The sequence below is a fragment of the Streptococcus sp. 27098_8_186 genome (assembly GCF_041432055.1).
GTDB lineage: Bacteria > Bacillota > Bacilli > Lactobacillales > Streptococcaceae > Streptococcus > Streptococcus dentalis.
On the sequence record NZ_JAPVYV010000012.1, the window covers coordinates 1 to 19,296 of the forward strand.

The 19,296-nt window shown below is 43.5% G+C and carries 30 protein-coding genes; 26 read left to right on the forward strand and 4 right to left on the reverse strand.

Features of this window, described 5'->3' with window-relative positions; translation table 11 throughout:
* Positions 1 to 129, forward strand: a 129-nt coding sequence (locus tag O3602_RS09170; protein WP_371611582.1) for an LPXTG cell wall anchor domain-containing protein, incomplete at its 5' end; no start/stop codon positions are given.
* A 594-nt stretch (positions 130 to 723) separates the two neighbouring features.
* Here the strand turns inward: O3602_RS09170 and O3602_RS09175 are convergent.
* From O3602_RS09175 to O3602_RS09190, 4 genes are all read right to left on the reverse strand, one after another.
* On the reverse strand, positions 724 to 1,848 hold the full coding sequence (locus tag O3602_RS09175) for a tyrosine-type recombinase/integrase (RefSeq protein ID WP_371611532.1): 1,125 nt from the start codon (positions 1,846 to 1,848) through the stop codon (positions 724 to 726).
* Between the two features lie 105 nt (positions 1,849 to 1,953).
* Positions 1,954 to 2,475 (reverse strand): hypothetical protein, encoded by a 522-nt coding sequence (locus O3602_RS09180; protein ID WP_371611533.1) that lies wholly within the window; start codon positions 2,473 to 2,475, stop codon positions 1,954 to 1,956.
* Positions 2,476 to 2,489: 14 nt separating this feature from the next.
* The gene (locus tag O3602_RS09185; protein WP_371611534.1) at positions 2,490 to 2,867 is read right to left on the reverse strand and encodes an ImmA/IrrE family metallo-endopeptidase; all 378 of its coding nucleotides are present in this window, start codon (positions 2,865 to 2,867) and stop codon (positions 2,490 to 2,492) included.
* A 3-nt stretch (positions 2,868 to 2,870) separates the two neighbouring features.
* Positions 2,871 to 3,224: a helix-turn-helix domain-containing protein gene (locus O3602_RS09190; RefSeq protein WP_371611535.1), complete on the reverse strand. Its 354-nt coding sequence runs from the start codon at positions 3,222 to 3,224 to the stop codon at positions 2,871 to 2,873.
* A gap of 704 nt (positions 3,225 to 3,928) precedes the next feature.
* Here O3602_RS09190 and O3602_RS09195 point away from each other — a divergent pair.
* The 25 genes from O3602_RS09195 to O3602_RS09315 all read left to right on the forward strand — a co-directional run bounded on the left by O3602_RS09195 (position 3,929) and on the right by O3602_RS09315 (position 19,237).
* Positions 3,929 to 4,120 (forward strand): hypothetical protein, encoded by a 192-nt coding sequence (locus O3602_RS09195; RefSeq protein ID WP_371611536.1) that lies wholly within the window; start codon positions 3,929 to 3,931, stop codon positions 4,118 to 4,120.
* Between the two features lie 94 nt (positions 4,121 to 4,214).
* Positions 4,215 to 4,496: a hypothetical protein gene (locus O3602_RS09200; RefSeq protein WP_371611537.1), complete on the forward strand. Its 282-nt coding sequence runs from the start codon at positions 4,215 to 4,217 to the stop codon at positions 4,494 to 4,496.
* Positions 4,493 to 4,756: a hypothetical protein gene (locus O3602_RS09205; RefSeq protein WP_371611538.1), complete on the forward strand. Its 264-nt coding sequence runs from the start codon at positions 4,493 to 4,495 to the stop codon at positions 4,754 to 4,756. The genes O3602_RS09200 and O3602_RS09205 overlap by 4 nt, the downstream gene beginning before the upstream one ends.
* On the forward strand, positions 4,746 to 4,919 hold the full coding sequence (locus tag O3602_RS09210; RefSeq protein ID WP_371611539.1) for a hypothetical protein: 174 nt from the start codon (positions 4,746 to 4,748) through the stop codon (positions 4,917 to 4,919). Before O3602_RS09205 ends, O3602_RS09210 begins: the two co-directional genes overlap by 11 nt.
* Complete coding sequence (locus tag O3602_RS09215; protein ID WP_371611540.1) at positions 4,903 to 6,225, forward strand: AAA family ATPase; 1,323 nt, start codon at positions 4,903 to 4,905, stop codon at positions 6,223 to 6,225. The genes O3602_RS09210 and O3602_RS09215 overlap by 17 nt, the downstream gene beginning before the upstream one ends.
* Positions 6,226 to 6,243: 18 nt before the next feature.
* Positions 6,244 to 6,591 carry a hypothetical protein gene (locus O3602_RS09220; protein WP_371611541.1) on the forward strand — a complete coding sequence of 116 codons (348 nt, stop codon included), beginning with the start codon at positions 6,244 to 6,246 and terminating at the stop codon, positions 6,589 to 6,591.
* Positions 6,592 to 6,595: 4 nt separating this feature from the next.
* Positions 6,596 to 7,693, forward strand: a complete 1,098-nt coding sequence (locus O3602_RS09225) for an ATP-binding protein (RefSeq protein ID WP_371611542.1) — start codon at positions 6,596 to 6,598, stop codon at positions 7,691 to 7,693.
* 20 nt (positions 7,694 to 7,713) lie between these two features.
* Entirely contained in the window at positions 7,714 to 8,265 is a 552-nt protein-coding gene (locus O3602_RS09230) for a hypothetical protein (protein ID WP_371611543.1), read from the forward strand.
* Between the two features lie 17 nt (positions 8,266 to 8,282).
* Positions 8,283 to 9,866 (forward strand): DEAD/DEAH box helicase, encoded by a 1,584-nt coding sequence (locus tag O3602_RS09235; RefSeq protein ID WP_371611545.1) that lies wholly within the window; start codon positions 8,283 to 8,285, stop codon positions 9,864 to 9,866.
* 11 nt (positions 9,867 to 9,877) lie between these two features.
* Positions 9,878 to 12,154 carry an AAA family ATPase gene (locus tag O3602_RS09240; RefSeq protein WP_371611546.1) on the forward strand — a complete coding sequence of 759 codons (2,277 nt, stop codon included), beginning with the start codon at positions 9,878 to 9,880 and terminating at the stop codon, positions 12,152 to 12,154.
* Positions 12,155 to 12,407: 253 nt separating this feature from the next.
* Positions 12,408 to 12,605, forward strand: a complete 198-nt coding sequence (locus O3602_RS09245; RefSeq protein ID WP_371611547.1) for a hypothetical protein — start codon at positions 12,408 to 12,410, stop codon at positions 12,603 to 12,605.
* On the forward strand, positions 12,602 to 13,021 hold the full coding sequence (locus O3602_RS09250) for a RusA family crossover junction endodeoxyribonuclease (RefSeq protein ID WP_371611548.1): 420 nt from the start codon (positions 12,602 to 12,604) through the stop codon (positions 13,019 to 13,021). Before O3602_RS09245 ends, O3602_RS09250 begins: the two co-directional genes overlap by 4 nt.
* A complete protein-coding gene (locus tag O3602_RS09255; protein WP_150905586.1) occupies positions 12,999 to 13,220 on the forward strand; it encodes a hypothetical protein in 222 nt (73 codons plus the stop codon). The genes O3602_RS09250 and O3602_RS09255 overlap by 23 nt, the downstream gene beginning before the upstream one ends.
* A complete protein-coding gene (locus O3602_RS09260) occupies positions 13,217 to 13,447 on the forward strand; it encodes a hypothetical protein (RefSeq protein WP_371611549.1) in 231 nt (76 codons plus the stop codon). The genes O3602_RS09255 and O3602_RS09260 overlap by 4 nt, the downstream gene beginning before the upstream one ends.
* On the forward strand, positions 13,428 to 13,943 hold the full coding sequence (locus tag O3602_RS09265; protein ID WP_371611550.1) for a helix-turn-helix domain-containing protein: 516 nt from the start codon (positions 13,428 to 13,430) through the stop codon (positions 13,941 to 13,943). Before O3602_RS09260 ends, O3602_RS09265 begins: the two co-directional genes overlap by 20 nt.
* The gene (locus tag O3602_RS09270) at positions 13,940 to 14,251 is read left to right on the forward strand and encodes a hypothetical protein (RefSeq protein ID WP_371611551.1); all 312 of its coding nucleotides are present in this window, start codon (positions 13,940 to 13,942) and stop codon (positions 14,249 to 14,251) included. Before O3602_RS09265 ends, O3602_RS09270 begins: the two co-directional genes overlap by 4 nt.
* 260 nt (positions 14,252 to 14,511) lie before the next feature.
* On the forward strand, positions 14,512 to 14,742 hold the full coding sequence (locus O3602_RS09275; protein ID WP_371611552.1) for a hypothetical protein: 231 nt from the start codon (positions 14,512 to 14,514) through the stop codon (positions 14,740 to 14,742).
* Complete coding sequence (locus O3602_RS09280; RefSeq protein ID WP_371611553.1) at positions 14,735 to 15,244, forward strand: DUF1642 domain-containing protein; 510 nt, start codon at positions 14,735 to 14,737, stop codon at positions 15,242 to 15,244. Before O3602_RS09275 ends, O3602_RS09280 begins: the two co-directional genes overlap by 8 nt.
* Positions 15,241 to 15,618, forward strand: a complete 378-nt coding sequence (locus O3602_RS09285) for a YopX family protein (RefSeq protein ID WP_371611554.1) — start codon at positions 15,241 to 15,243, stop codon at positions 15,616 to 15,618. The genes O3602_RS09280 and O3602_RS09285 overlap by 4 nt, the downstream gene beginning before the upstream one ends.
* Positions 15,615 to 15,953: a hypothetical protein gene (locus tag O3602_RS09290; RefSeq protein ID WP_371611555.1), complete on the forward strand. Its 339-nt coding sequence runs from the start codon at positions 15,615 to 15,617 to the stop codon at positions 15,951 to 15,953. Before O3602_RS09285 ends, O3602_RS09290 begins: the two co-directional genes overlap by 4 nt.
* Positions 15,954 to 16,301: 348 nt before the next feature.
* The gene (locus tag O3602_RS09295; RefSeq protein WP_371611556.1) at positions 16,302 to 16,559 is read left to right on the forward strand and encodes a hypothetical protein; all 258 of its coding nucleotides are present in this window, start codon (positions 16,302 to 16,304) and stop codon (positions 16,557 to 16,559) included.
* A 1-nt stretch (position 16,560) separates the two neighbouring features.
* Entirely contained in the window at positions 16,561 to 16,722 is a 162-nt protein-coding gene (locus tag O3602_RS09300) for a hypothetical protein (RefSeq protein WP_160312955.1), read from the forward strand.
* Positions 16,723 to 16,752: 30 nt separating this feature from the next.
* On the forward strand, positions 16,753 to 17,178 hold the full coding sequence (locus O3602_RS09305) for a hypothetical protein (protein ID WP_371611557.1): 426 nt from the start codon (positions 16,753 to 16,755) through the stop codon (positions 17,176 to 17,178).
* Positions 17,179 to 17,550: 372 nt separating this feature from the next.
* Positions 17,551 to 18,012, forward strand: coding sequence for a stress-induced protein (locus O3602_RS09310; protein WP_371611558.1), 462 nt, complete (start codon positions 17,551 to 17,553; stop codon positions 18,010 to 18,012).
* The gene (locus O3602_RS09315; RefSeq protein ID WP_371611559.1) at positions 18,002 to 19,237 is read left to right on the forward strand and encodes a PBSX family phage terminase large subunit; all 1,236 of its coding nucleotides are present in this window, start codon (positions 18,002 to 18,004) and stop codon (positions 19,235 to 19,237) included. The genes O3602_RS09310 and O3602_RS09315 overlap by 11 nt, the downstream gene beginning before the upstream one ends.
* Positions 19,238 to 19,296: the final 59 nt, after the last annotated feature.

Below are 19,296 nucleotides of genomic sequence, written 5' to 3' on the forward strand. Positions count from 1 at the left end.
ACAACTCCACCAGCTCCAGCACTTCCTGAAACTGGTGAAGAACAATCAGCATCTGCTGCATTGTTAGGTGCTGCACTTGGTATGGTTGGCCTTGCGGGACTTGCAAAACGCAAAAAACGCGAAGACTAAAATTGAGGTGACATCGACAAACTTGTTGATGAGGTGACAATTTTAGATCCAACAGGAAGAGGCTTTGCTCGAAAGAGCAAGGCCTCTTTGTTTGGTGTTAAAAGCTTAGAAAAAATTGTATATATATTGTGAAATGTTTCAGGAATTATTTGATTACTCATTTCATTCGGTTACTAGTTTCAGTAAAATTCCATTGACTTGAAGTAGAGAAAACAGTATACTAGTAAAGCAATTTGATCTTTCAAACTGCCGGCAACAAGGGGAATGAATCCACTTTAAATTGGAATATAGTAGGGTTTGGAGCGGTAGAACTTCACACCCTTATTGTCGTCAGTTACCCTATTAAGACCAGACTTGTGAAACAAACACAGGTTTCTTTTTTGCATAATTATAAAAGTTTATAGAACCCTCCTGCTCCATATAATCAGGAGGGTTCCGTTTTATTTTTAAAAAGCTGGTGATTCAAGAAATATTGTGAATTTCCTATAGGTTCTCTTCCATATTTATGTTACAAAAGCATTATACACGCTCAAAGCCTTTATTATAGGGATTTTCGGCGATCAACTAGCGAGTGAATACGAGATTGAATACGATTCACGCTTCCAGAAAATCGAGCAAGCGGTCAGCAACCGCGTAACGTTGGTTATCGTTTATATGCGTGTACATATCGAGCGTCGTTTGTATTCGCGAGTGGCCCAAGCGGTCCGCGATCTGTTTTGCTTCGATTCCAGCTTCAAAGAGTATGCTTGCGTGTGTGTGTCGTAAGCCGTGGACCGTAATAATTGGTAAGCCGTGCTTTCTCAAAAACTTTCGGAGCTCGTCCCGTAAGCGTGATTCCGTAAGATAGCCACCCGAAGAATTTGAAAATACGAGTTCACTCTTTCCAGCCCCGTTTTTAAATAAGATTTTTTTCTGTTTTAGTCGCCAATTCTTCAAAATTTCGATCGTGCGCGGGTCCAGCGTTATCATGCGCCGGCTCTTTTTCGTTTTTGGTGATTGGGTGGATAGTTGACCAGATATTCTGACAAGAGTCCGCTCGACGCGTAAGGTTCGATTTTCGAAGTCAATATCTGACCACTCGAGGGCCAAGAGCTCCCCACGACGCAAACCAGTATAAGCGAGAGTCCACCACGCTACAAATAAGATGTGGGAGGCGTATTTCTCGGCCAGATCAAGAAATTCGGTCAGCTCTTCTTTAGTTAAAGCCTTCTTTTTTTCTCTCTTTTCTTGTTGTTTTGGTCTTATCACTTTATCAAGTGGGTTTGCTTTTATAATATCAAGCAATACAGCATATTTTAAGACGCGATTAATAACTGATAGATGGACCGTATAATTCAAGTACCGCTTACTTAATTCGATTGTGATCTTTTGAAGCCTTAAAACAGTTAGATTCTCGATCAAGATATTATTAAAATAATCTTTTATCAAAATGTCGAGATAGCTTTTTGTGTTTTGGTATGTGGTGGGTTTGACGGTCGTCTGATAGCTTTCAAGCCACAATCGGGCCACGGCCTCGAATGTTTGTTTCTCGGAGACGTTACAAAAGCCGTTCTCTTCCACGTCAAGCAGCAAATTCCTTTCGGCTTGTTTAGCTTCTTTCATGGTTTTAAAGCCCCGGCGCGTGGTTCGCCGTTCTTTGCCAGTCAAGGGATCAATTCCAAGATAGGTCTGAAATAAGTAACGAGTCTCCCCGTTTTTAGTTGTATATTTTTTTATCATGTCTTTCCTCCGTTGGCTTGCCCGCACAATTGAAAGAACGAAATGATTTTGCTATACTTAACTTATATCATGTTTTCCCCGTGGCTTGCCTCGGGGCTTTTTTGTTTATTCGAAAAACAGTTTAATATTATCTGCTTGCGCGTTGGTGATCTTGGCTTTAATTGTCTTAACTTCGTTTGTTTTGGTATTCCGCAAGTACAACTTAGCAAGTCCGGGTTTTTCTTCTGTAGTAGTGACAGAGGTCGAATCTATTTTACCTTTACGTTTTCCAGACGCACCGATCACGCCACCTACAATTGTACCAACTGGGTTAAATGCTGAACCAATTGCAGCTCCTAAAAGCGCGCTCCCTTTTTTACCCTTTTGTTTGGTCGTCCCGGTCGTTTTTGTGCGTTCTATGATAGTAGAGCCCTCAAATTGAAAGCCTTCAAATTCAAATAGCTCCGGAGCGTCTGAATAAAAACCGATATAATATTGTCCGTCGATTGTCTTTCGAATCGTTGTGTTTCCGAATGAAATCTTTGTTTCTTGAGCAGCTTTTTTTCTCATTTCATTCATCGAAGAAATTCCGTCCGCTGTTTTTTCAGTTGCTTTTTTTGCGAAATCTTTGATTTTGTTAAAGTCCATGTTTTTTTCTCCTTCTATCCAACTAATCGATAGTATTCATCTATTACCATTAATTCATCGGCCGTAGTTTTTAGTTTATGGCGTTCCATAAAATGCACATAGTTAAACTCGCTCGCGTCCCCAGCTTCTAACTCTTCCTTTAATAGCGCGTGAATCATGGCCCTATTGGCTTCATTTTCGCACTTGATCGGGTTTATGGTATATTCGGCCGTCGTGTGCTCTAAATGGCCTAATTCGTGCAAAATAACGCGTTTCTGGGCCTCCCTAGTTAGTGATTTATTAACGAAAATGATCTTCATATCAGATAAGATCATTCCGGGCCGTGGCCACAAGTCATTATCAAAGTAAGCTAGTATAGCACCGTGTGAGTCAACTAACTCTTCAATAGTCATAGGCTATCTACCTCTCAAGTATATTTCTATGATGTTTTGAATCGCGTCAATATCTTCTTCTGTAAGTGGCTTGCCGTCAAATGTTTTGGCGTTTTCAGCCATCTTGCGCAGATCCTCAGAGGTATACCCACCGATGGTTTCGTCCGATGCGATCCGTGGATTGTCTGTTCTACCTAGCAGATAGTCGGTGCTGACTTGGAAGTAGTCAGCGATTTCCGATATTCTCTCAGCGTTAGGTCTTTGAGATTTCAACTTATAGAGTGTATTTCTGCTGTAACCTAAATCCTCTTCTAGTTTCGTGAGAGAAATTCCCCTTTTATCGGCAAGTTCTTTAATTTTTTCGTATGTCGGAAACATTGTCAAATCAACCTTTCAGAAGCATAACAAAAAATATTTCAACTTTTTAGGTGTAAAACTGTTGACAAGACACCTAATTGGGTGTAAAATAGTTTTTGTAAGTTAGTGAGTTAGTAAAAAACGAAGTAAAACTTATCTAAAATAAATAGCTTTGGCGAGCGAATAAGTTGATAGATATAAGGTTTTATCAAGTTTTTAACCGTGCTTTCATTTTAACCTTTTGGGTGAAAGTTGTCAAGCGTTTTATAAAATTCTAACTCATTTTCTTACAAAAATAAAAAACGTACCCCAGCCGCTATCTGGAATACGTTACGGAAATTGTTCTGCTCAAGCTAATAGCGGTAACCGCCAACACTTCGCTGGTATCGCCCCCAGCACTGCAGTTGAAATAGTTAGGGACTTTGGTCTACGAGAAGTTGCGCTTTTTAACGTGGCTACCTCCCACGACTGAACTCGCACCTATTTTTACGACTCTTGCTTGTCGTTGCTGGCAACCAGACCAGAAATAGAGTTTAACTACTGAGACACAGTACCTTTCAAAAATTCTGCCAATATGGATCAGCTCCTTTCTGTTAACAAAGGTAGTTTCATTATATGAAAAGTAAGAAGGTTTGTAAAGGTGTTATTTGTTAAAAGCTAGGGCAGACAACAGTTTCCGTAAAAAATATTCATTATTTTCACTTACAAAGAAAGGAGGGGAGTACATGCCAAATATGGACAACGGTCGTCAAAAAATTTTGGATTACCTAAAAGAAAATAATCTAACAATTGCAACTCTTGCTGTTCAGTACAGCATGGCACGCCAAGATGTGACGAACATTTTGAACGGAAAACTGAAAAATCCTCAAGCACATCGATTTGTCGCCCGAGTGATTGAAGATTTTAAAATTCGGTAACAAAAAACGCCGGACAAAGAATCCGACGCTTGAAAAAATATCTACCTTAATTATATCAGAAAGTGCTTGCCCGCACAATTGGAGGAACGAAGAAATGGAGGAGCTATACTTGCCACCCTTGATCTCAGACGAGATCGCGAAAGTCTATCTCAGATCGATCGTGGATATCGTGAGAGACGAGTTGAAAAAAGAAATAGAAGAAAAACAAATGCCACTAGATCAAAAAGCCTTGATGAAAAAATTCGGCTTCGATCATGGTTACATTAAAAAGCTAGAACGTCGAGGGCTCGCGTTTCGAAAACAAGGAAAAAAGAAAATGTACGACGTCCGGGACGTTTACGAAATTTTAGAAAAAGAAAAGGAGTATTTAAAATGAATGAAATTATTATTTCTGGGCAAGTTGCCGGAACAGTCGCGATCGGGGGCGTGTGCTTCATCGCTGGCCTTATCGTATCGTGGAAGGACCACAAGAAACGAATGAAGATCGCAAAAACTGAAACATTAAAAGCTATCGAAGAAGGGCTTCCAGAGCATAACGCGCAAGTCATTGAGCAATACGAAGACGAACTCGCAAACCGTCGAAAAACTATGAAGCTCTATACTGAATCGCCGGAGGTACCGTTTCATGTTTGGTAAGAAAGCCCGAAAAATTGAGCAACAAACGGAAGCACTCGACCGCTTGTGGTTTATCAATCTACAACAAACCGAAATTTTAAAAGCCACACTTGAGCGGGAAGAACGACTACTTGACGAACTCGCTCGTCTGAAAGGAGAGGTTAGAAATGGTAACAATCAATAAGCTCGAGATCGAAAACGTCAAACGCGTTAAAGCGGTCAAAATCGAGCCGTCAGCAAAAGGGCTGACAATCGTCGGGGGGAACAACAACCAAGGCAAAACAAGTGTACTCGACGCGATAGCGTGGGCCTTGGGTGGTAACAAGTACAAACCTTCGCAACCTCAACGCGAGGGATCAACGATTCCCCCAAGTCTAAAAATCACGCTATCAAATGGCCTTATTGTTGAGCGCAAGGGCAAAAATAGCGATCTAAAAGTCATTGATCCAAGCGGAAACAAGGCCGGTCAGAAATTGCTTGATAGCTTTGTTGAAGAGCTCGCTCTTGATCTTCCAAAGTTTATGGAAATGACGAGCAAGGAGAAAGCGACAACGCTCTTGCAAATTATCGGGGTAGGTGATCAACTCGTTCAGCTTGAAATGGAAGAGAAGACCAAGTACCAAGAACGGCACGCGATCGGCGTTATTGCGGATCAAAAAGAAAAGTTTGCCAAAGAGCAGCCGTATTATCCAGACGCACCGAAAGAACTCGTCTCAATCGCGGACTTAATTCAGCAACAACAAGAGATCCTTGGACGAAATGGCGAAAATGCTCGCAAGCGTCAGAATCTAGCGAGAATTGAAAACGACTATCAAGGGGCACTCGCAAACGTTGAGCGTCTGGAAGATATGCTCAAGGAAGCTCGAGAAAAAGAGCAAGGACTCGCTCAAGACTTGGACATTGCTCGTAAAGACGCGCAAGATCTGATCGACGAATCGACGCAAGAGATAGAAGAAAGTATCGCGAATATTGAGCAGATCAACCTCAAAGTCCGAGCAAACCTTGACAAAGACAAGGCAGAAGAGGACGCGAAGGTTTACCGCGAACAGTATCGCGAGTTAGATCTTGTTATCGAAGGAATTCGCAAGCAAAAAACAGACTTGCTCACAAATGCAGACTTACCGCTTCCGGGCTTATCCGTGGACGATGGCGAGCTCTTATACTTGGGTCAACGCTGGGATAATATGTCCGGCTCGCAACAATTACAAGTGGCAACGGCTATCGTCCGCAAGCTCAAGCCGGATTGTGGCTTCGTCTTAATTGACAAGTTAGAACAGATGGACCAGATCACACTCGCAGAATTCGGCGCATGGCTAGAGCAAGAAGGCTTGCAAGCTATCGCGACACGCGTTTCAACGGGCGGGGAGTGCTCCGTTATCATCGAGGACGGTTACAGTATCAAACCCGAGAGCTTTGAAAATGGGCTTCTAAACGGGGCAACAAACGGCGCACAAGAAACAGTCGCGCCAACTTGGCAAAGTGGCTTTTAACAGAAAGAAGGAAAAATCATGAAAAAAACAGAAAAATTTATCGTTATTCGTAACAAAGAAAATGGACATTTTTTACAGGAGTATGAAAACAATAATCGAGCTTTGGCCTATAGTTCAAAGTGGACCGACGACTTGCGAGACGCTGCAAACAATAGCGTAGAATCTATTGAAAAGCAGGGTGACCGTATGTATAAAGTCGCTGAAGCGTTCGAAGGTGAACTGCTCGAAGTTACAGCAACGTATGAGCTCAAAACGCTCGACGGCAAAGAGCCAAAAGATCTGACAGATGAGATCGAAGAAGCAAAACGCAAACATTTTGAAAACTTTCTTCGTGGCCTTTTAGCAGATAACGACGAGGAGGACTAAAAAAATGCAAATTACAAGAGGAAGGAAGGCACGGGCTCAGAAAGTCGTGATCTACGGCCCGGAAGGGATCGGAAAGTCTAGCTTTGCGAGTCAATTCCCGGATCCAGTATTCATCGATACGGAAGGATCAACGGATAATATGGACGTGGCCCGTATGGACAAGCCCACAAGCTGGGCAATGCTTAAAAACGAGATCGCGTTTATCAAGGCGAACCCGGACGCGTGTAAGACACTAGTCATTGATACGATCGATTGGGCCGAACAGCTCGCGGTCGATTATGTATGCGCACAGCACCAAAAAAACGGGATCGAAGATTTCGGCTGGGGCAAGGGTTATACATACGTCCAAGAAGAGATCGGGCGTCTATTAAATAGTTTGTCAGAGCTTGTGGACAACGGGATCAATGTCATTCTGACAGCCCACGCACAAATCAAGAAATTTGAACAGCCGGACGAAATGGGGTCTTATGACCGATACGAATTAAAGCTCGGGCAAAAGACCAGCTCAAAGACGGCCCCACTGGTCAAGGAATGGGCCGATATGGTGCTCTTTGCGAATTATAAGACAATCGTCATGACCACAGACACCGGCAAAAAGAAAGCCCAAGGGGGCGAACGTGTCATGTACACGAACCACCGGCCAGCGTGGGACGCGAAAAATCGTCACGGCTTGCCAGATCAGCTCCCGTTTACGTTTGAGAGCGTGGCCCATATCTTCAACGCACCGGCTCCCGTACCAACCGAACAACCGGCACCAGCTCCACAACCAGAGCCACAGCCCGCACCAGAGCCACAAAAGCAAAACATTAACGAGCAATTACAAGAGGCTGCTCAAGAGGTGGCCCAAGAAATGGGACGAGCTCCACAATCTGGACTCTTGCCACAAGCGTTGATCGACTTAATGGCTCCGAACAACGTGACCGAAAACGAATTGCAAGAGGTCGCGTATATACGCGGACACTTCCCGATGGGGACACCGATTGAAAACTTCCCAAGCAATTACTGGGATATGATCGTTGCGAATTGGGACGCTACACTGGACGTCATTCAGAATCAAGTCCGGAAAGATCCGGAATTACCATTTAACACTAACGAATTATAAGAATTAAAGGAGAAATTACCATGACACAACAACAATTTAACAACAACTTCGAACGCGAGCTTGACTGGAACGACACTTTACAAAAAGACTCCGAATTTGTCTTTCTACCAGATGGTCTATACTGGTTCACAGTTAAAGAGTACGACCGCGGACGTCACACGCCGAACCCTCAAAATCCCGGCAAGTTGCCAGCTTGTAATAAAGCAACAGTACACCTTACTATCGTAGCGAACGAAGGCGAAACGGAATTGCGCCACAATCTCTTCTTACACAGTTCAACAGAAGGTATGCTTTCAGCGTTCTTTGGAGCTATCGGGCAAAAACGCAAAGGTGAGCCCCTTCGTATGGATTGGAACGCGATTATTGGAAAAGTCGGAGTTTGTAAGGTTGGTTCTCGCGAATACAACGACAACAAGTACAACGAAGTGAAAGGTATGATTTACGCCGAAGATGTGGACTATACGAAAGTCTTGAACGCGCAACCGGGACAATACCAACAACAACCAGCGCCACAGTATCAACCAGAACAACCAGCACAACCACAGGGAGGCTTCACAGGAGGGCCGTTCTAATAAGGAGGTTCTAAAGTATGGAGTTAAGACCCTATCAGCAAGAAGCGAGGGAAGCCGTTCAGCGTGAGTGGCTAGAAGGTCGGAAACGCACTCTTCTAGTCCTCCCGACTGGAACGGGGAAAACCGTCGTATTTTCAAAGATCATTGAAGATCAAGTCCGAGAGGGTAAGCGCGTTTTAGTGCTCGCTCACAGATCCGAATTGTTAGATCAAGCAAGCGACAAGCTCAAGACCGCGACGGGCCTTGGTACGGCATTAGAAAAGGCTGAAAGCACGTCTATAGGTTCATGGTATCGCGTCGTTGTCGGGTCGGTCCAGACTATGCAACGGGAGAAACGTTTAAGTCAATTCCCGCCCGATTGGTTCGACGTGATCGTGGTCGACGAGGCGCACCATGCAATATCTGACGGGTATCAAAAAGTGCTGGGCCATTTCAAAGACTCGGAAGTTTTGGGAGTCACGGCCACCCCAGACCGTGGTGATATGAAAAATCTCGGTTCTTACTTTGATAGTTTGGCTTATGAGTATTCGCTCGTACAGGCGATAAAAGAAGGATATCTTTCCAAAATTAAAGCCTTAACGATTCCGATCGATCTCGATCTATCAAGTGTTTCAATGTCCGCGGGTGATTTTAAAGCGAGCGACGTCGGTACGGCCCTCGATCCGTACCTCGTACAGATCGCGGACGAAATGGCCAAGTATTGCAAGGATAAGAAGACAGTCGTCTTTCTTCCGCTTGTCAAAACAAGCCAAAAATTCCGCGATATCTTAAACGAGCGAGGATTTAAAGCAGCCGAAGTAAACGGCGAATCGAAAGACCGGGCCGAAGTGCTCGAAGACTTCGAAAAGGGTCGTTATAACGTCCTATGCAATTCAATGTTACTCACGGAAGGCTGGGATTGCCCGTCGGTTGATTGCGTGGTCGTGTTAAGACCGACGAAAGTCCGGGCGCTCTATTCTCAAATGGTGGGACGTGGGACGCGTCTTTTCCCCGGAAAAGAAGAGCTCCTTCTTCTTGATTTCTTATGGCACACGGAACGGCACGAACTTTGTCGCCCGGCTCACTTGATAAGCGAGAGCCCGGAAGTCACAAAGAAGATGGTCGAGAACATGGAAGAAGAAACGGGCGTCGTGATTGACCTTGAGCAGATGGAAGTTAAGAGCGCGGAAGACGTCGTCGCAGAACGCGAAGAAGCCCTCGCGAAACAACTCGCAGAAATGCGGAAACGCAAGAGAAAGCTCGTCGATCCGCTTCAATTCGAAATGTCAATTCATGCCGAAGATCTTTCGAGCTATGTTCCGAATTTTGGCTGGGAGATGGCCCCGCCGTCTGAAAAGCAACTCAAAGCCCTCGAGAAGTACGGGATATTTACCGACGAAGTGGGCAATGCAGGAAAAGCAAATCTCTTGCTTGATCGCTTGAACAAGCGCAGAAACGAAGGGCTTTCGACACCGAAACAGATCCGCTTCCTCGAAAGTCGAGGCTTCCGAAATGTTGGAATGTGGAACTTTGAAAGTGCAAGAAATATGATCGATCGTATCGCCGCTAACGGGTGGAGAATACCGCACGGGATCAGAGCGAGCGAATATGTACCAAATTAGAAAGGAAGGGCATGAATAACGAACGAGAATTTGACCTATTACCACTATTAGACCATATAGACCCCTCGATTCTATCTTATCAAGAATGGATAAACGTCGGAATGGCCTTAAAACATGAAGGATACACAGCTTTTGACTGGGACGAATGGTCCTTACGAGATCCGGCGCGGTATCGTAAATTTGAGTGTTTCAAAAAATGGGACACCTTCAACGAGGAAGCGGGCTCGATTGTTACGGGTGGGACAATTGTCCAACTCGCAAAAGATCACGGCTGGGTAAACCCGTACTCAAGCGATAGCGAGGGAGCTCACGAGCTCGACTGGAACGATACAATCGATCGGGACTATCGCGTCATTGATAAGAACTGGATCGAGGGGAAAGAGATTCATGAGCCTACAAACTGGAACCCAGTACAAGAGATTATTAAATACCTTGAGGCCTTGTTTGAATCGTCCGAAAATGTCGGTTACGTTACTGAATCTTATCCAAAAGTAAACGACGAGACGGGCGAGATCGAGAAATGGCTTCCAACGAAGGGAGCCTACGACCGGACAGCGGGGCAACTGATTGAGCAGCTTTCCAAGTGTAACGGCGATATCGGGGCGGTCCTCGGAGACTATCACAAGGAAGCGGGCGCGTGGATTCGCTTCAATCCGCTCGACGGCAAAGGAGCCAAAAACGAGAACGTGACCGATTATCGGTACGCCCTCGTTGAATCGGACAGCATGAGCGTAGAGAAACAAAATGCGATCTATAAAGAGCTTGAATTGCCGATCGTGGCCCTTGTGTACAGCGGGAACAAGTCCTTACACGCTATCGTGAAAGTGGACGCGGGCAATTACGACGAATACAGAAAGCGCGTTGACTACTTATATAAGATATGCCAAAAGAACGGAATATCAGTCGATACGCAAAACCGCAACCCGTCGCGCTTGTCCCGTATGCCGGGCTTCGAGCGAAACGGACAAAAGCAATTTTTAGTTGATACCAATATCGGAAAAAGAAATTGGGAAGAATGGTATCAGTACATCGAAGATCTTAACGACGATCTTCCAGATCCGGAAGGGCTGGGCGATAGTTGGGACAACCTCCCAGAGCTCGCGCCCGAGCTGATCGAAGGTGTGCTCCGCCAAGGGCACAAAATGCTGATCGCTGGGCCGTCCAAGGCCGGGAAGTCTTTCAGCCTAATTGAAATGTCAATCGCAATCGCAGAAGGCAAGAAATGGCTTGAATGGAATTGTACACAAGGTAAGGTCCTATACGTCAATCTTGAGTTAGACCGTGCGTCATGTCTTCACAGATTCCGCGACGTGTACGAAGCAATGGGGCTTCAGCCGAACAATCTCCAAAATATTGATATCTGGAACTTACGCGGGAAGACTGTACCGATGGACAAGCTCGCTCCGAAATTGATCCGCCGATCACTCAAAAAGAACTATATCGCGGTTATCATTGACCCGATCTATAAGGTTCTGACGGGTGATGAAAACAGCGCGGACCAGATGGCGCACTTTACGAATCAATTCGACAAAGTAGCGACAGAGCTTGGCTGCTCGGTGATCTATTGCCACCATCATTCAAAAGGTGCTCAAGGGGGCAAGAAATCAATGGATCGGGCCAGCGGGTCGGGCGTATTCGCTCGAGATCCGGACGCTCTTATCGACTTAGTAGAATTGGACGTCACAGGGGAACTATTTACTCAACGGATCAACCACACGGCCACTCGGATATACAAAGAGGCCTTGCAAACGTGCAACCTTGGATATTATCAAGATGAAGTGAGCCTTGACGACCTCCAAAGCCCCGCGATCATGCGGACACACTTTGAACAAGCGATTCCAAACGTGCTCGATCGTAAGCCTTGGACGGATAAGATCGAACAAGCCCGTCGAGCGATCGAAATTTCGACAGCGTGGCGCGTGGAAGGCACTCTTCGGGAGTTTGCCAAGTTTAAACCTATCAATATGTGGTTTAGCTATCCAGTACATTTTCTGGACGATTCGGGAGTTTTGGCGGATATCGAGCTTGAAGAAAACAAGCCCGGGTGGATAAAAGCTAAAGAAACTCGCAAAAAGAATGCAAAGGAAGACAAAAAACAAAAACTCATAGAGTTCGACGAAGCTATTGAAAACGCGAATTTTGGCGAGCCGCCATCGAAAGAAGAGGTAGCTGAATATTTAGGAACGTCTATAAAAACTGTTGAAAGACGGTTAAAAACATCAAAAAAATACTGGTTCGATAAAAATACGCTCACTATTTTAAATAAAGAAAATGCGACAGAACCATAAAAACGTGGTCGTGTCCGAATAAGACAACACCATAAAATTATGGTCGTGTCTTTGTCTCAAAAAGGACAGACAACACCATAAAAACGTGGTCGTGTCCAGAGACAGACAACTATATATTATATATATAGATAATGTCCTGTCGTCCATCATGTCCATACCTGTATAGACAGGGTTGCTTAAAACGCACCCTGTCATATACAAGGGTCATGGACTAAGCGCGAAAAATAAAAAAAAAAAGAAAGGTAAAATAAAAATGTTTATTGCAGTACAAGGAAAATATATAAATGTCAATCATATAATTATGGTTGAAAAGATAGACACAAGTTCTGCTAAGATTTTCTTGAGTAAGCAAAACGAACCTATCGAAGTTGCTTTATCTTATGCAAGTATTTTAGGCAAAATAAGCAGAGCTCTTGGAATATTAGAAGAAAGTAGAAAGGATTGTCTATGATTGAGTTCTTTTTGCCGATGAAAAAAATTCCAACAACAACGCACCAGCAAAAAAAAGTAAACGTCAGAAATGGCAAGCCGATTTTTTACGAACCGGTGGAGCTGAAAAACGCTCGAGCAAAATTTGAGAGTTTACTTGCGCGTCATGTACCACCAGACAAAATGAAAGGGCCGATCCGGCTCACGGTCAAATGGTGCTTTCCGATGATTGAGGGAGTACGCAACGGACAATACAAGACGACCGCACCAGACACGGACAATCTTCAAAAATTATTCAAGGATTGCATGAGTGAGGTGGGGTTTTGGAAAAATGACGCACAGGTCGCAAGCGAGATCGCTGAGAAGTTTTGGTCCGAGGTCGTGGGGATCTATGTCAGAGTTGAGGAGTGGGACGATGAATTATATACATTTCTTTAGCGTCGAGCTTCCGGACTTTATGGCACGAAATAACCAAGTGGCCCAGACTTTGGGATTCGGTTCCGAGCGTTATTGGTTCTGGACCGTGGACGCGATCGCTGAAATCTGCAAAAAGTACCATGACGACGAATTAGTCGTCAAGCAATTCGGGCTCTTGTTTGAATGGTTAGAAAAGCAAGCGGAAGGAGTGGCACAATGAAAGAGAAAACGTACTATGAAGTTATTGGGGTGATGGAAAATAAGAGATACGACGAAATAGAAAGTCAATTATCTCTTGGTGAAACTTGCGTCAAACTCATAAAACAAATCGAAGGCAGAGAAGATGTGCGTGGAGCTAGTGAATTGATTACGGTCGATGGCAAAAAATACGACGTGCAAATCTTTGAATGGGGAAGAAGGCCGAATAATGGAATACGTGAAATATAGTCCAAAGCAGCGCGAGGAGTTAAGAAAGAACCTTAGGTGCTTGATGAACGAAAAGGGAGTTACGAAAACCCAACTATCAAGAAAACTGGGCTGGTCCTATAACACAATCGATTATTGGTTACGCGGGGATCGCGTACCCGATCGGACAGGAATCGAGGCTATATGCGATTATTTCGGAATCGACGAAGTGGAATTATTGGGATCAGAAATGAAAGTCCGCACGTTCGCGTATTATAAAAATGATACGCTGATCGCGTTTGGCACGATGGAAGAGATCGCAGATCAAACTGGCCGAAAGATTGAGTCATTGCGGAGCCTGCTTTGCAATTCGAAGCGATTCAATAAGACAACGAAAACATACATGATCGAGCTCGATGATGATCGACGTTACAAATTAAAATTTAAGCAGTCGTTTACGATCGACGAGTTGAATCTAAAAGGGATCGGGTGGCTATTAGAAAGCCCACTCGTAGAAGTGGAAGAGGTGGAAGAATGAAGTATAAAGTTATTGATTATGTATCAGACGTGCAGGAAGAACAGACAGGTACTTGTGAATTATGTTTTGGGACTGCTTGGGTTGAAAATGGTTCGATCACGGTTGAAGACGAAAACGGAAACCAAACAAATATTAACCTGACTGTTTGGGATTGGGGTGATTTTGACACAATCTATATTGATAATGTGGTTAATTTCTCGGCTTGGTTGCAAGCAAGAGATGTCGAGCCGATTGATGATGTTAATGAGTGGTCTTGGTTGGACGAATTGGTAGAAAAATATAGTGAGGAGCAAGAAGATGAAGCCTAAAAAATACCCATATTCGGGATTTGAAAACTCAAAAAAGTCGGATAGTGGAAATAAGTCGGAACTTGTAGTATTTCCAAATATCGCTATCAGAAAAGAGCTTTTTAAATACATCTACACGGTTGTAAGAGAACATGACAGCACTATCATTAATTTTAGGATCCCTAAAGGTTTTGTATACGAGACACAAAGAGCCAAGATAAATCTGAGCTACGAGGACACTCTAAAAATTTTGAATAGGACGAACTAGAGGGAGCAAGAAGATGAATAAACAAGAGATGAAAAAGTACAAAAAAATCACAATTGGTTTTTCAAACTCACAAAAATCTGAATTCTTGGTTGAAGATTTTACTCAAGATGAACTGACAGAAATCGTTACTCAGTTTGTCGATGGAAGATTGATGATAATTCGAAATTTTTACGCAAACCCAAAAAATGTTAACTATATTATCATTGATGATTTTGAAGAATGTGAGGAATCTAAATATGAATAATCAGGAGTTAATTAAGAAATACGAAAAGCTTGAAGGTGTATGTACGGATCCAGGAGCAGAAATCGCTCGTCTAATTTTTCTAGATGATTTACGGGAACTAGACGAACCGCAGAAAGTCACAGTACCGCAGATCGTAGCTGACTATATTGAATATGCTAAAGATTGTGATTGGGATTTGATTGATGCCATGAAAGGCATTGGTTATGAGGATTGTGATGATCTTCTAAAATGGTTTTATAAAGATAAAAACCAAGAAACCTTCGCCCGTGCATGGCTTGACGGCTACGAGGTCGAAAAAGAGAAGCGGTATTTGGTGAAGATGAAAAATTTGAGAGCTCTGTTTTGTTATTTGGCATATATTCCAGATGAAGGTTATTGGAGTCTTATGGCTAGTGGGGGGAAAAGTATTGTTATCAAACACACTCGCAAAGAGCTAGAAGAAGCTGGGTTTGGAGAAGTATTTGATAGCCCGCTGTTTGAAGTTGAGGAGGTAACAGAATGATTCCAAAGTTTAGAGCGTGGGATAAGACCTACAAAAAAATGTATGAAGTGGACGAGATTCATTGGGCTTGTGGTGAATTTGATTTTATTGGGGACGCTATAACCTTCTACCGCGGGGCTGAAGAAGTGGAACTCATGCAATCCACAGGTCTATTTGATAAGAACGGGAAGGAAGTTTTTGTCGGAGATATTATTAAATGTACAAGAGGTTGCCTTCATGAAGTATATATAGAAAAAGAATATGGTGGTACTTACATTGGAGGTATGCCTGCTATATATCTAAAAGGTATAAGAGAGGGGTATGCTTGGACTGGTGATGAGAAAATCATCGGCAATATCTACGAAAATCCGGAATTGTTGGAGGTAACAAAATGAGTACAAATTTATTAGATGAAACAGTAGAATTTTTAGAAAAATATGGTAAAACACTGGATGATGTTTTGTATATCCAAGGTGATGATTTTGAGATCACAAGAAAAAACTTTGAAACAGTGGCAAGGGATACAAATTATGATTCTGGCTATGGTGCTCAACGTGTACCAAAAGACCTTGTGTTAGTTGGTGAAGACTGGTGGATTGAGCGTTATGAGTATGATGGTGCTGAGTGGTGGGATTTTAAGAGTATTCCAGCAAGAAAGCAGTACATGAAGAATATCACAAACCTACATAAAGGTATGTGGGGTACCCTTAAAGAAATGAATGAGGAGTAAACATGACACGACCAAACAGATACCCATACACGAGAAGTCAGTGGGAAGAAGAAACAGCTCTAGTATGTTTCGGTGATGATACTAGTTTTAAATTAAGAGTTGAAAGAAATAGAATGACGGGGGAAACGAAACAATGACCCTACAAAACTTTATATACCTACTGCTCGCACTGGTCTGGCTATCTGGTTTGATCTGGGCCAGTGTGATAGCTTTTAGAAGCAGAAAAACCAACGATAAAACAACGTTAAAAATTAACGAAAACCTAAATATAAATGTCGGCAAGATGAACGCGAGTAAACTGACAACTACTGATATTAGAAAGGGCAAGCAATGACGAATAATGATAAGATGATACGTGCGAATTTTGCGTTTATCCTTTTTATCCTAATTGCCGTATGTGTCAACCTTAACTCACGGGTCCGGGTGCTCGAAACAAGCAATAGCGAGCTACAACAGACAATCAGAACACAAAAGGACGAACTCGAGAAGATCGAAGAAAAAAATACCATGCAAGACGTGATTATTAACAAATTGAACAATGATTATAATTCACGTATGGCTCAAGAGTTACAAGAAATAGCCGATCAAAACGGCGTCGGGGGATAATATGAAAGTTTATGTCGTTAGAAAATATCTAAAACGTACCCGCTGGGATTGTAATCATTCAACTAAGTTTGAAGAGATTGAATTTCAGACTAAAGAAGAGGCGCTGGCCTATCGTGATAGTCAGAAAGTCGGAGTCTTTGACGTGTACGAAAGAGAATTTTAGAGCCCACTTGAGGCTAGAAAGGAGGAACGCTTGCGAATTGAGACAAGATATGGCTATCTTATAGACGCGCTTCGACGCTATCCGTTCGATAAAGAGATAAAAGAGCGAATCGAAGAGATCAGCTTCCCTTATCAAAATTTCGATGAGAATTGGTTTATTAAAAGCAAGTCAACAAGTAACACGCCAGAAGCTCTTAAAAACGTGATCCTTAAAGAAAATGACCCGGAACTAATTCGGCTGTACACGTTCGCCGAAGCGATAGAAGAGTACACGAACGAGTGCGAGCTTACAATCTGGGAGGCGATCAAATGCTTATATGTGACACGATCAAAGAACGTCGAAGGTGTGGCCCTCGAGCTCTTTATGTCAAAAAACTCAGTCTATCGAAACGTTATCAAACCGTTCTTCGAAGGGCTCGAAAAGAAAGTGACAAGTATTTTTTTAAAAAGTCGCTAAAATTTGGGAAAAGTGTTCAAAAAAAGGTGGTAAAATTGTATTATCGGGAGATCGAAAGAAACGGAGATCTTCCAGCGGACGACAGGGCCAAGCCAACAGTAACAGCAGCACGTTTTTACTTTCGTAAAACTTTCCTCGGTTATGGGATCTCCTTATATTTTTTAAAATTTTTTCGTTTCGGCGGTTCGATTCCGCCCGTCCGCTTTTGGTAAGGTTCTTTTAGTTCTTCCCCTTGCCAGACATTTCTATACTCTATACTTTTCTTTTCAGACTCCCCCTATTCCTTTCTGGGGAGTCTGTTTTTTTGTAAAAGAAAAAAGAACGGCGAGAAATTCTCAATCTAACAAAAATAAACAGTAAGGAAGTGAGGCGATGGCTGGTGCAGACAATCTAATACCAAATGAGCAACGAACACCCGAGGAACGCCGAGCGAATGCAAGAAAAGCTGGTATCGCCTCCGGTAAGGCGCGAAGGGAAAAAGCGGACTTAAAAAAGAAAGTCAATCAAATTTTGGAAATGGACGTTTTCAGTCCGCAGTTAAAAGGAATGCTCGAAGAGAAAGGTTTGAGCGCAACGAATCAGACAGCAATTGCGACGGTGCTTTTACAAAAGGCACTAAAAGGCGATATACGAGCAATCGAGCTTCTAGCCAAAATGAACGGCAACGAAGGCACGAAAGACGCCCTTGATAAGAAAGAGCAAAAAGAGCGTGTTAAGGCAATGCAACTCGAGAATAAGAAACGCGAACAAGCTCTTGAAGGAAATGTCGCGTCCGAGGATATCATGGCCGATTATTTCGAAAAGCTGGAAGGAGTGATACAAGATGGCACTTGATCGACTGTACACAGATAAGCAGATCGGGATCTTGCGACGCTCTATTTCTCGTGATTGGTACATGATGATAAACCATGGCGCAGTACGGGCTGGAAAGACCAAGCTCGACAATGATCTTTTTTTAATGGAGCTGAAGCGCGTAAAGAAGAACGCGTTAAAAGTCGGGGTTCAAACTCCGATGTATATTCTGGGGGCGGTATCGTCCGGAACGCTTCAAACAAACATATTACGCGAGATAACTGACGCTTACGGCCACGAATTCCAGTTTGACCGACACGGGAATTTTACTCTTTTTGGCGTATACGTTGTAACGACGTTTACGGGGTCCATAGCGGGCCTAAAAGCTATCCGGGGTATGACAGCCTTCGGAGCATACGTCAATGAGGTCACGCTCGCGAATAAGGAGGTTTTCGACGAAATTCTAAAGCGTTGCTCGGGGTATGGCGCGCGTATTATATGCGATACCAACCCGGATCACCCAAAACATTGGCTCAAGGTCGATTATATCGACAAGGCCGATGATGAGAAGATCATCGCGAATCATTTTACAATCTTTGATAACACGTTCTTAAATCAACGATACGTTGATAATTTGATTGCGACAACGCCTTCTGGTATGTTTACTGAGCGCGGTATATACGGGCGTTGGGTGATTGGTGAAGGCGCGGTATATCGTGACTTTAAAGAAGATATGTATATAAACGAATTGCCCGAGCATTTCGCGAAAATTTACGCGGGGGTTGACTGGGGATATGAACACTGGGGTTCTATTGTGGTCGTGGGCCAAACTGAGGCCGGCGATGTGTATATACTCGAGGAACACGCGCACCAGTATAAAGAAATTGATTTTTGGGTAGAGATCGCAAAAGATATTAAGGCGCGCTATGGCGATATATTCTTTTGGGCTGATAGCGCACGGCCCGAGCACGTTGGACGATTCAACCGCGAAAGGCTCAAATGCTTCAATGCGTATAAGTCGGTATTATCTGGAATTGAAGAGGTGGCCAAGCTGATGAAAGCTGGTCGCTTTTTTGTCGTTTCAAACAAGGTCACAAAATTCAAAGATGAGATCTATCAATACGTCTGGAATGAGCGATTGGGCGAACCAGTAAAAGAGCATGACGACGTATTAGACGCGGTGAGATACGCGATCTATTCACAGCACGTCTACGACACAAGCAGCACAGTAAAAGAGCGTATGGCAAGCGCGCAATATTATTTCTAGGAGGAATAAAAGAAATTGAAATTCTTAAAAGGACGGCGTTTTGACGAGAACGCGAATCG

Coding starts and splice junctions, on each gene's coding strand:
- O3602_RS09225 (WP_371611542.1), top strand. CDS start 6,596: ATGCAAATTACAAGAGGAAGGAAGGCACGGGCTCAGAAAGTCGTGATC.
- O3602_RS09230 (WP_371611543.1), top strand. CDS start 7,714: ATGACACAACAACAATTTAACAACAACTTCGAACGCGAGCTTGACTGG.
- O3602_RS09265 (WP_371611550.1), top strand. CDS start 13,428: ATGGAATACGTGAAATATAGTCCAAAGCAGCGCGAGGAGTTAAGAAAG.
- O3602_RS09205 (WP_371611538.1), top strand. CDS start 4,493: ATGAATGAAATTATTATTTCTGGGCAAGTTGCCGGAACAGTCGCGATC.
- O3602_RS09270 (WP_371611551.1), top strand. CDS start 13,940: ATGAAGTATAAAGTTATTGATTATGTATCAGACGTGCAGGAAGAACAG.
- O3602_RS09220 (WP_371611541.1), top strand. CDS start 6,244: ATGAAAAAAACAGAAAAATTTATCGTTATTCGTAACAAAGAAAATGGA.
- O3602_RS09285 (WP_371611554.1), top strand. CDS start 15,241: ATGATTCCAAAGTTTAGAGCGTGGGATAAGACCTACAAAAAAATGTAT.
- O3602_RS09240 (WP_371611546.1), top strand. CDS start 9,878: ATGAATAACGAACGAGAATTTGACCTATTACCACTATTAGACCATATA.
- O3602_RS09235 (WP_371611545.1), top strand. CDS start 8,283: ATGGAGTTAAGACCCTATCAGCAAGAAGCGAGGGAAGCCGTTCAGCGT.
- O3602_RS09215 (WP_371611540.1), top strand. CDS start 4,903: ATGGTAACAATCAATAAGCTCGAGATCGAAAACGTCAAACGCGTTAAA.
- O3602_RS09260 (WP_371611549.1), top strand. CDS start 13,217: ATGAAAGAGAAAACGTACTATGAAGTTATTGGGGTGATGGAAAATAAG.
- O3602_RS09280 (WP_371611553.1), top strand. CDS start 14,735: ATGAATAATCAGGAGTTAATTAAGAAATACGAAAAGCTTGAAGGTGTA.
- O3602_RS09255 (WP_150905586.1), top strand. CDS start 12,999: ATGAATTATATACATTTCTTTAGCGTCGAGCTTCCGGACTTTATGGCA.
- O3602_RS09250 (WP_371611548.1), top strand. CDS start 12,602: ATGATTGAGTTCTTTTTGCCGATGAAAAAAATTCCAACAACAACGCAC.
- O3602_RS09295 (WP_371611556.1), top strand. CDS start 16,302: ATGATACGTGCGAATTTTGCGTTTATCCTTTTTATCCTAATTGCCGTA.
- O3602_RS09275 (WP_371611552.1), top strand. CDS start 14,512: ATGAATAAACAAGAGATGAAAAAGTACAAAAAAATCACAATTGGTTTT.
- O3602_RS09210 (WP_371611539.1), top strand. CDS start 4,746: ATGTTTGGTAAGAAAGCCCGAAAAATTGAGCAACAAACGGAAGCACTC.
- O3602_RS09185 (WP_371611534.1), bottom strand. CDS start 2,867: ATGACTATTGAAGAGTTAGTTGACTCACACGGTGCTATACTAGCTTAC.
- O3602_RS09180 (WP_371611533.1), bottom strand. CDS start 2,475: ATGGACTTTAACAAAATCAAAGATTTCGCAAAAAAAGCAACTGAAAAA.
- O3602_RS09290 (WP_371611555.1), top strand. CDS start 15,615: ATGAGTACAAATTTATTAGATGAAACAGTAGAATTTTTAGAAAAATAT.
- O3602_RS09195 (WP_371611536.1), top strand. CDS start 3,929: ATGCCAAATATGGACAACGGTCGTCAAAAAATTTTGGATTACCTAAAA.
- O3602_RS09200 (WP_371611537.1), top strand. CDS start 4,215: ATGGAGGAGCTATACTTGCCACCCTTGATCTCAGACGAGATCGCGAAA.
- O3602_RS09310 (WP_371611558.1), top strand. CDS start 17,551: ATGGCTGGTGCAGACAATCTAATACCAAATGAGCAACGAACACCCGAG.
- O3602_RS09300 (WP_160312955.1), top strand. CDS start 16,561: ATGAAAGTTTATGTCGTTAGAAAATATCTAAAACGTACCCGCTGGGAT.
- O3602_RS09190 (WP_371611535.1), bottom strand. CDS start 3,224: ATGTTTCCGACATACGAAAAAATTAAAGAACTTGCCGATAAAAGGGGA.
- O3602_RS09175 (WP_371611532.1), bottom strand. CDS start 1,848: ATGATAAAAAAATATACAACTAAAAACGGGGAGACTCGTTACTTATTT.
- O3602_RS09245 (WP_371611547.1), top strand. CDS start 12,408: ATGTTTATTGCAGTACAAGGAAAATATATAAATGTCAATCATATAATT.
- O3602_RS09315 (WP_371611559.1), top strand. CDS start 18,002: ATGGCACTTGATCGACTGTACACAGATAAGCAGATCGGGATCTTGCGA.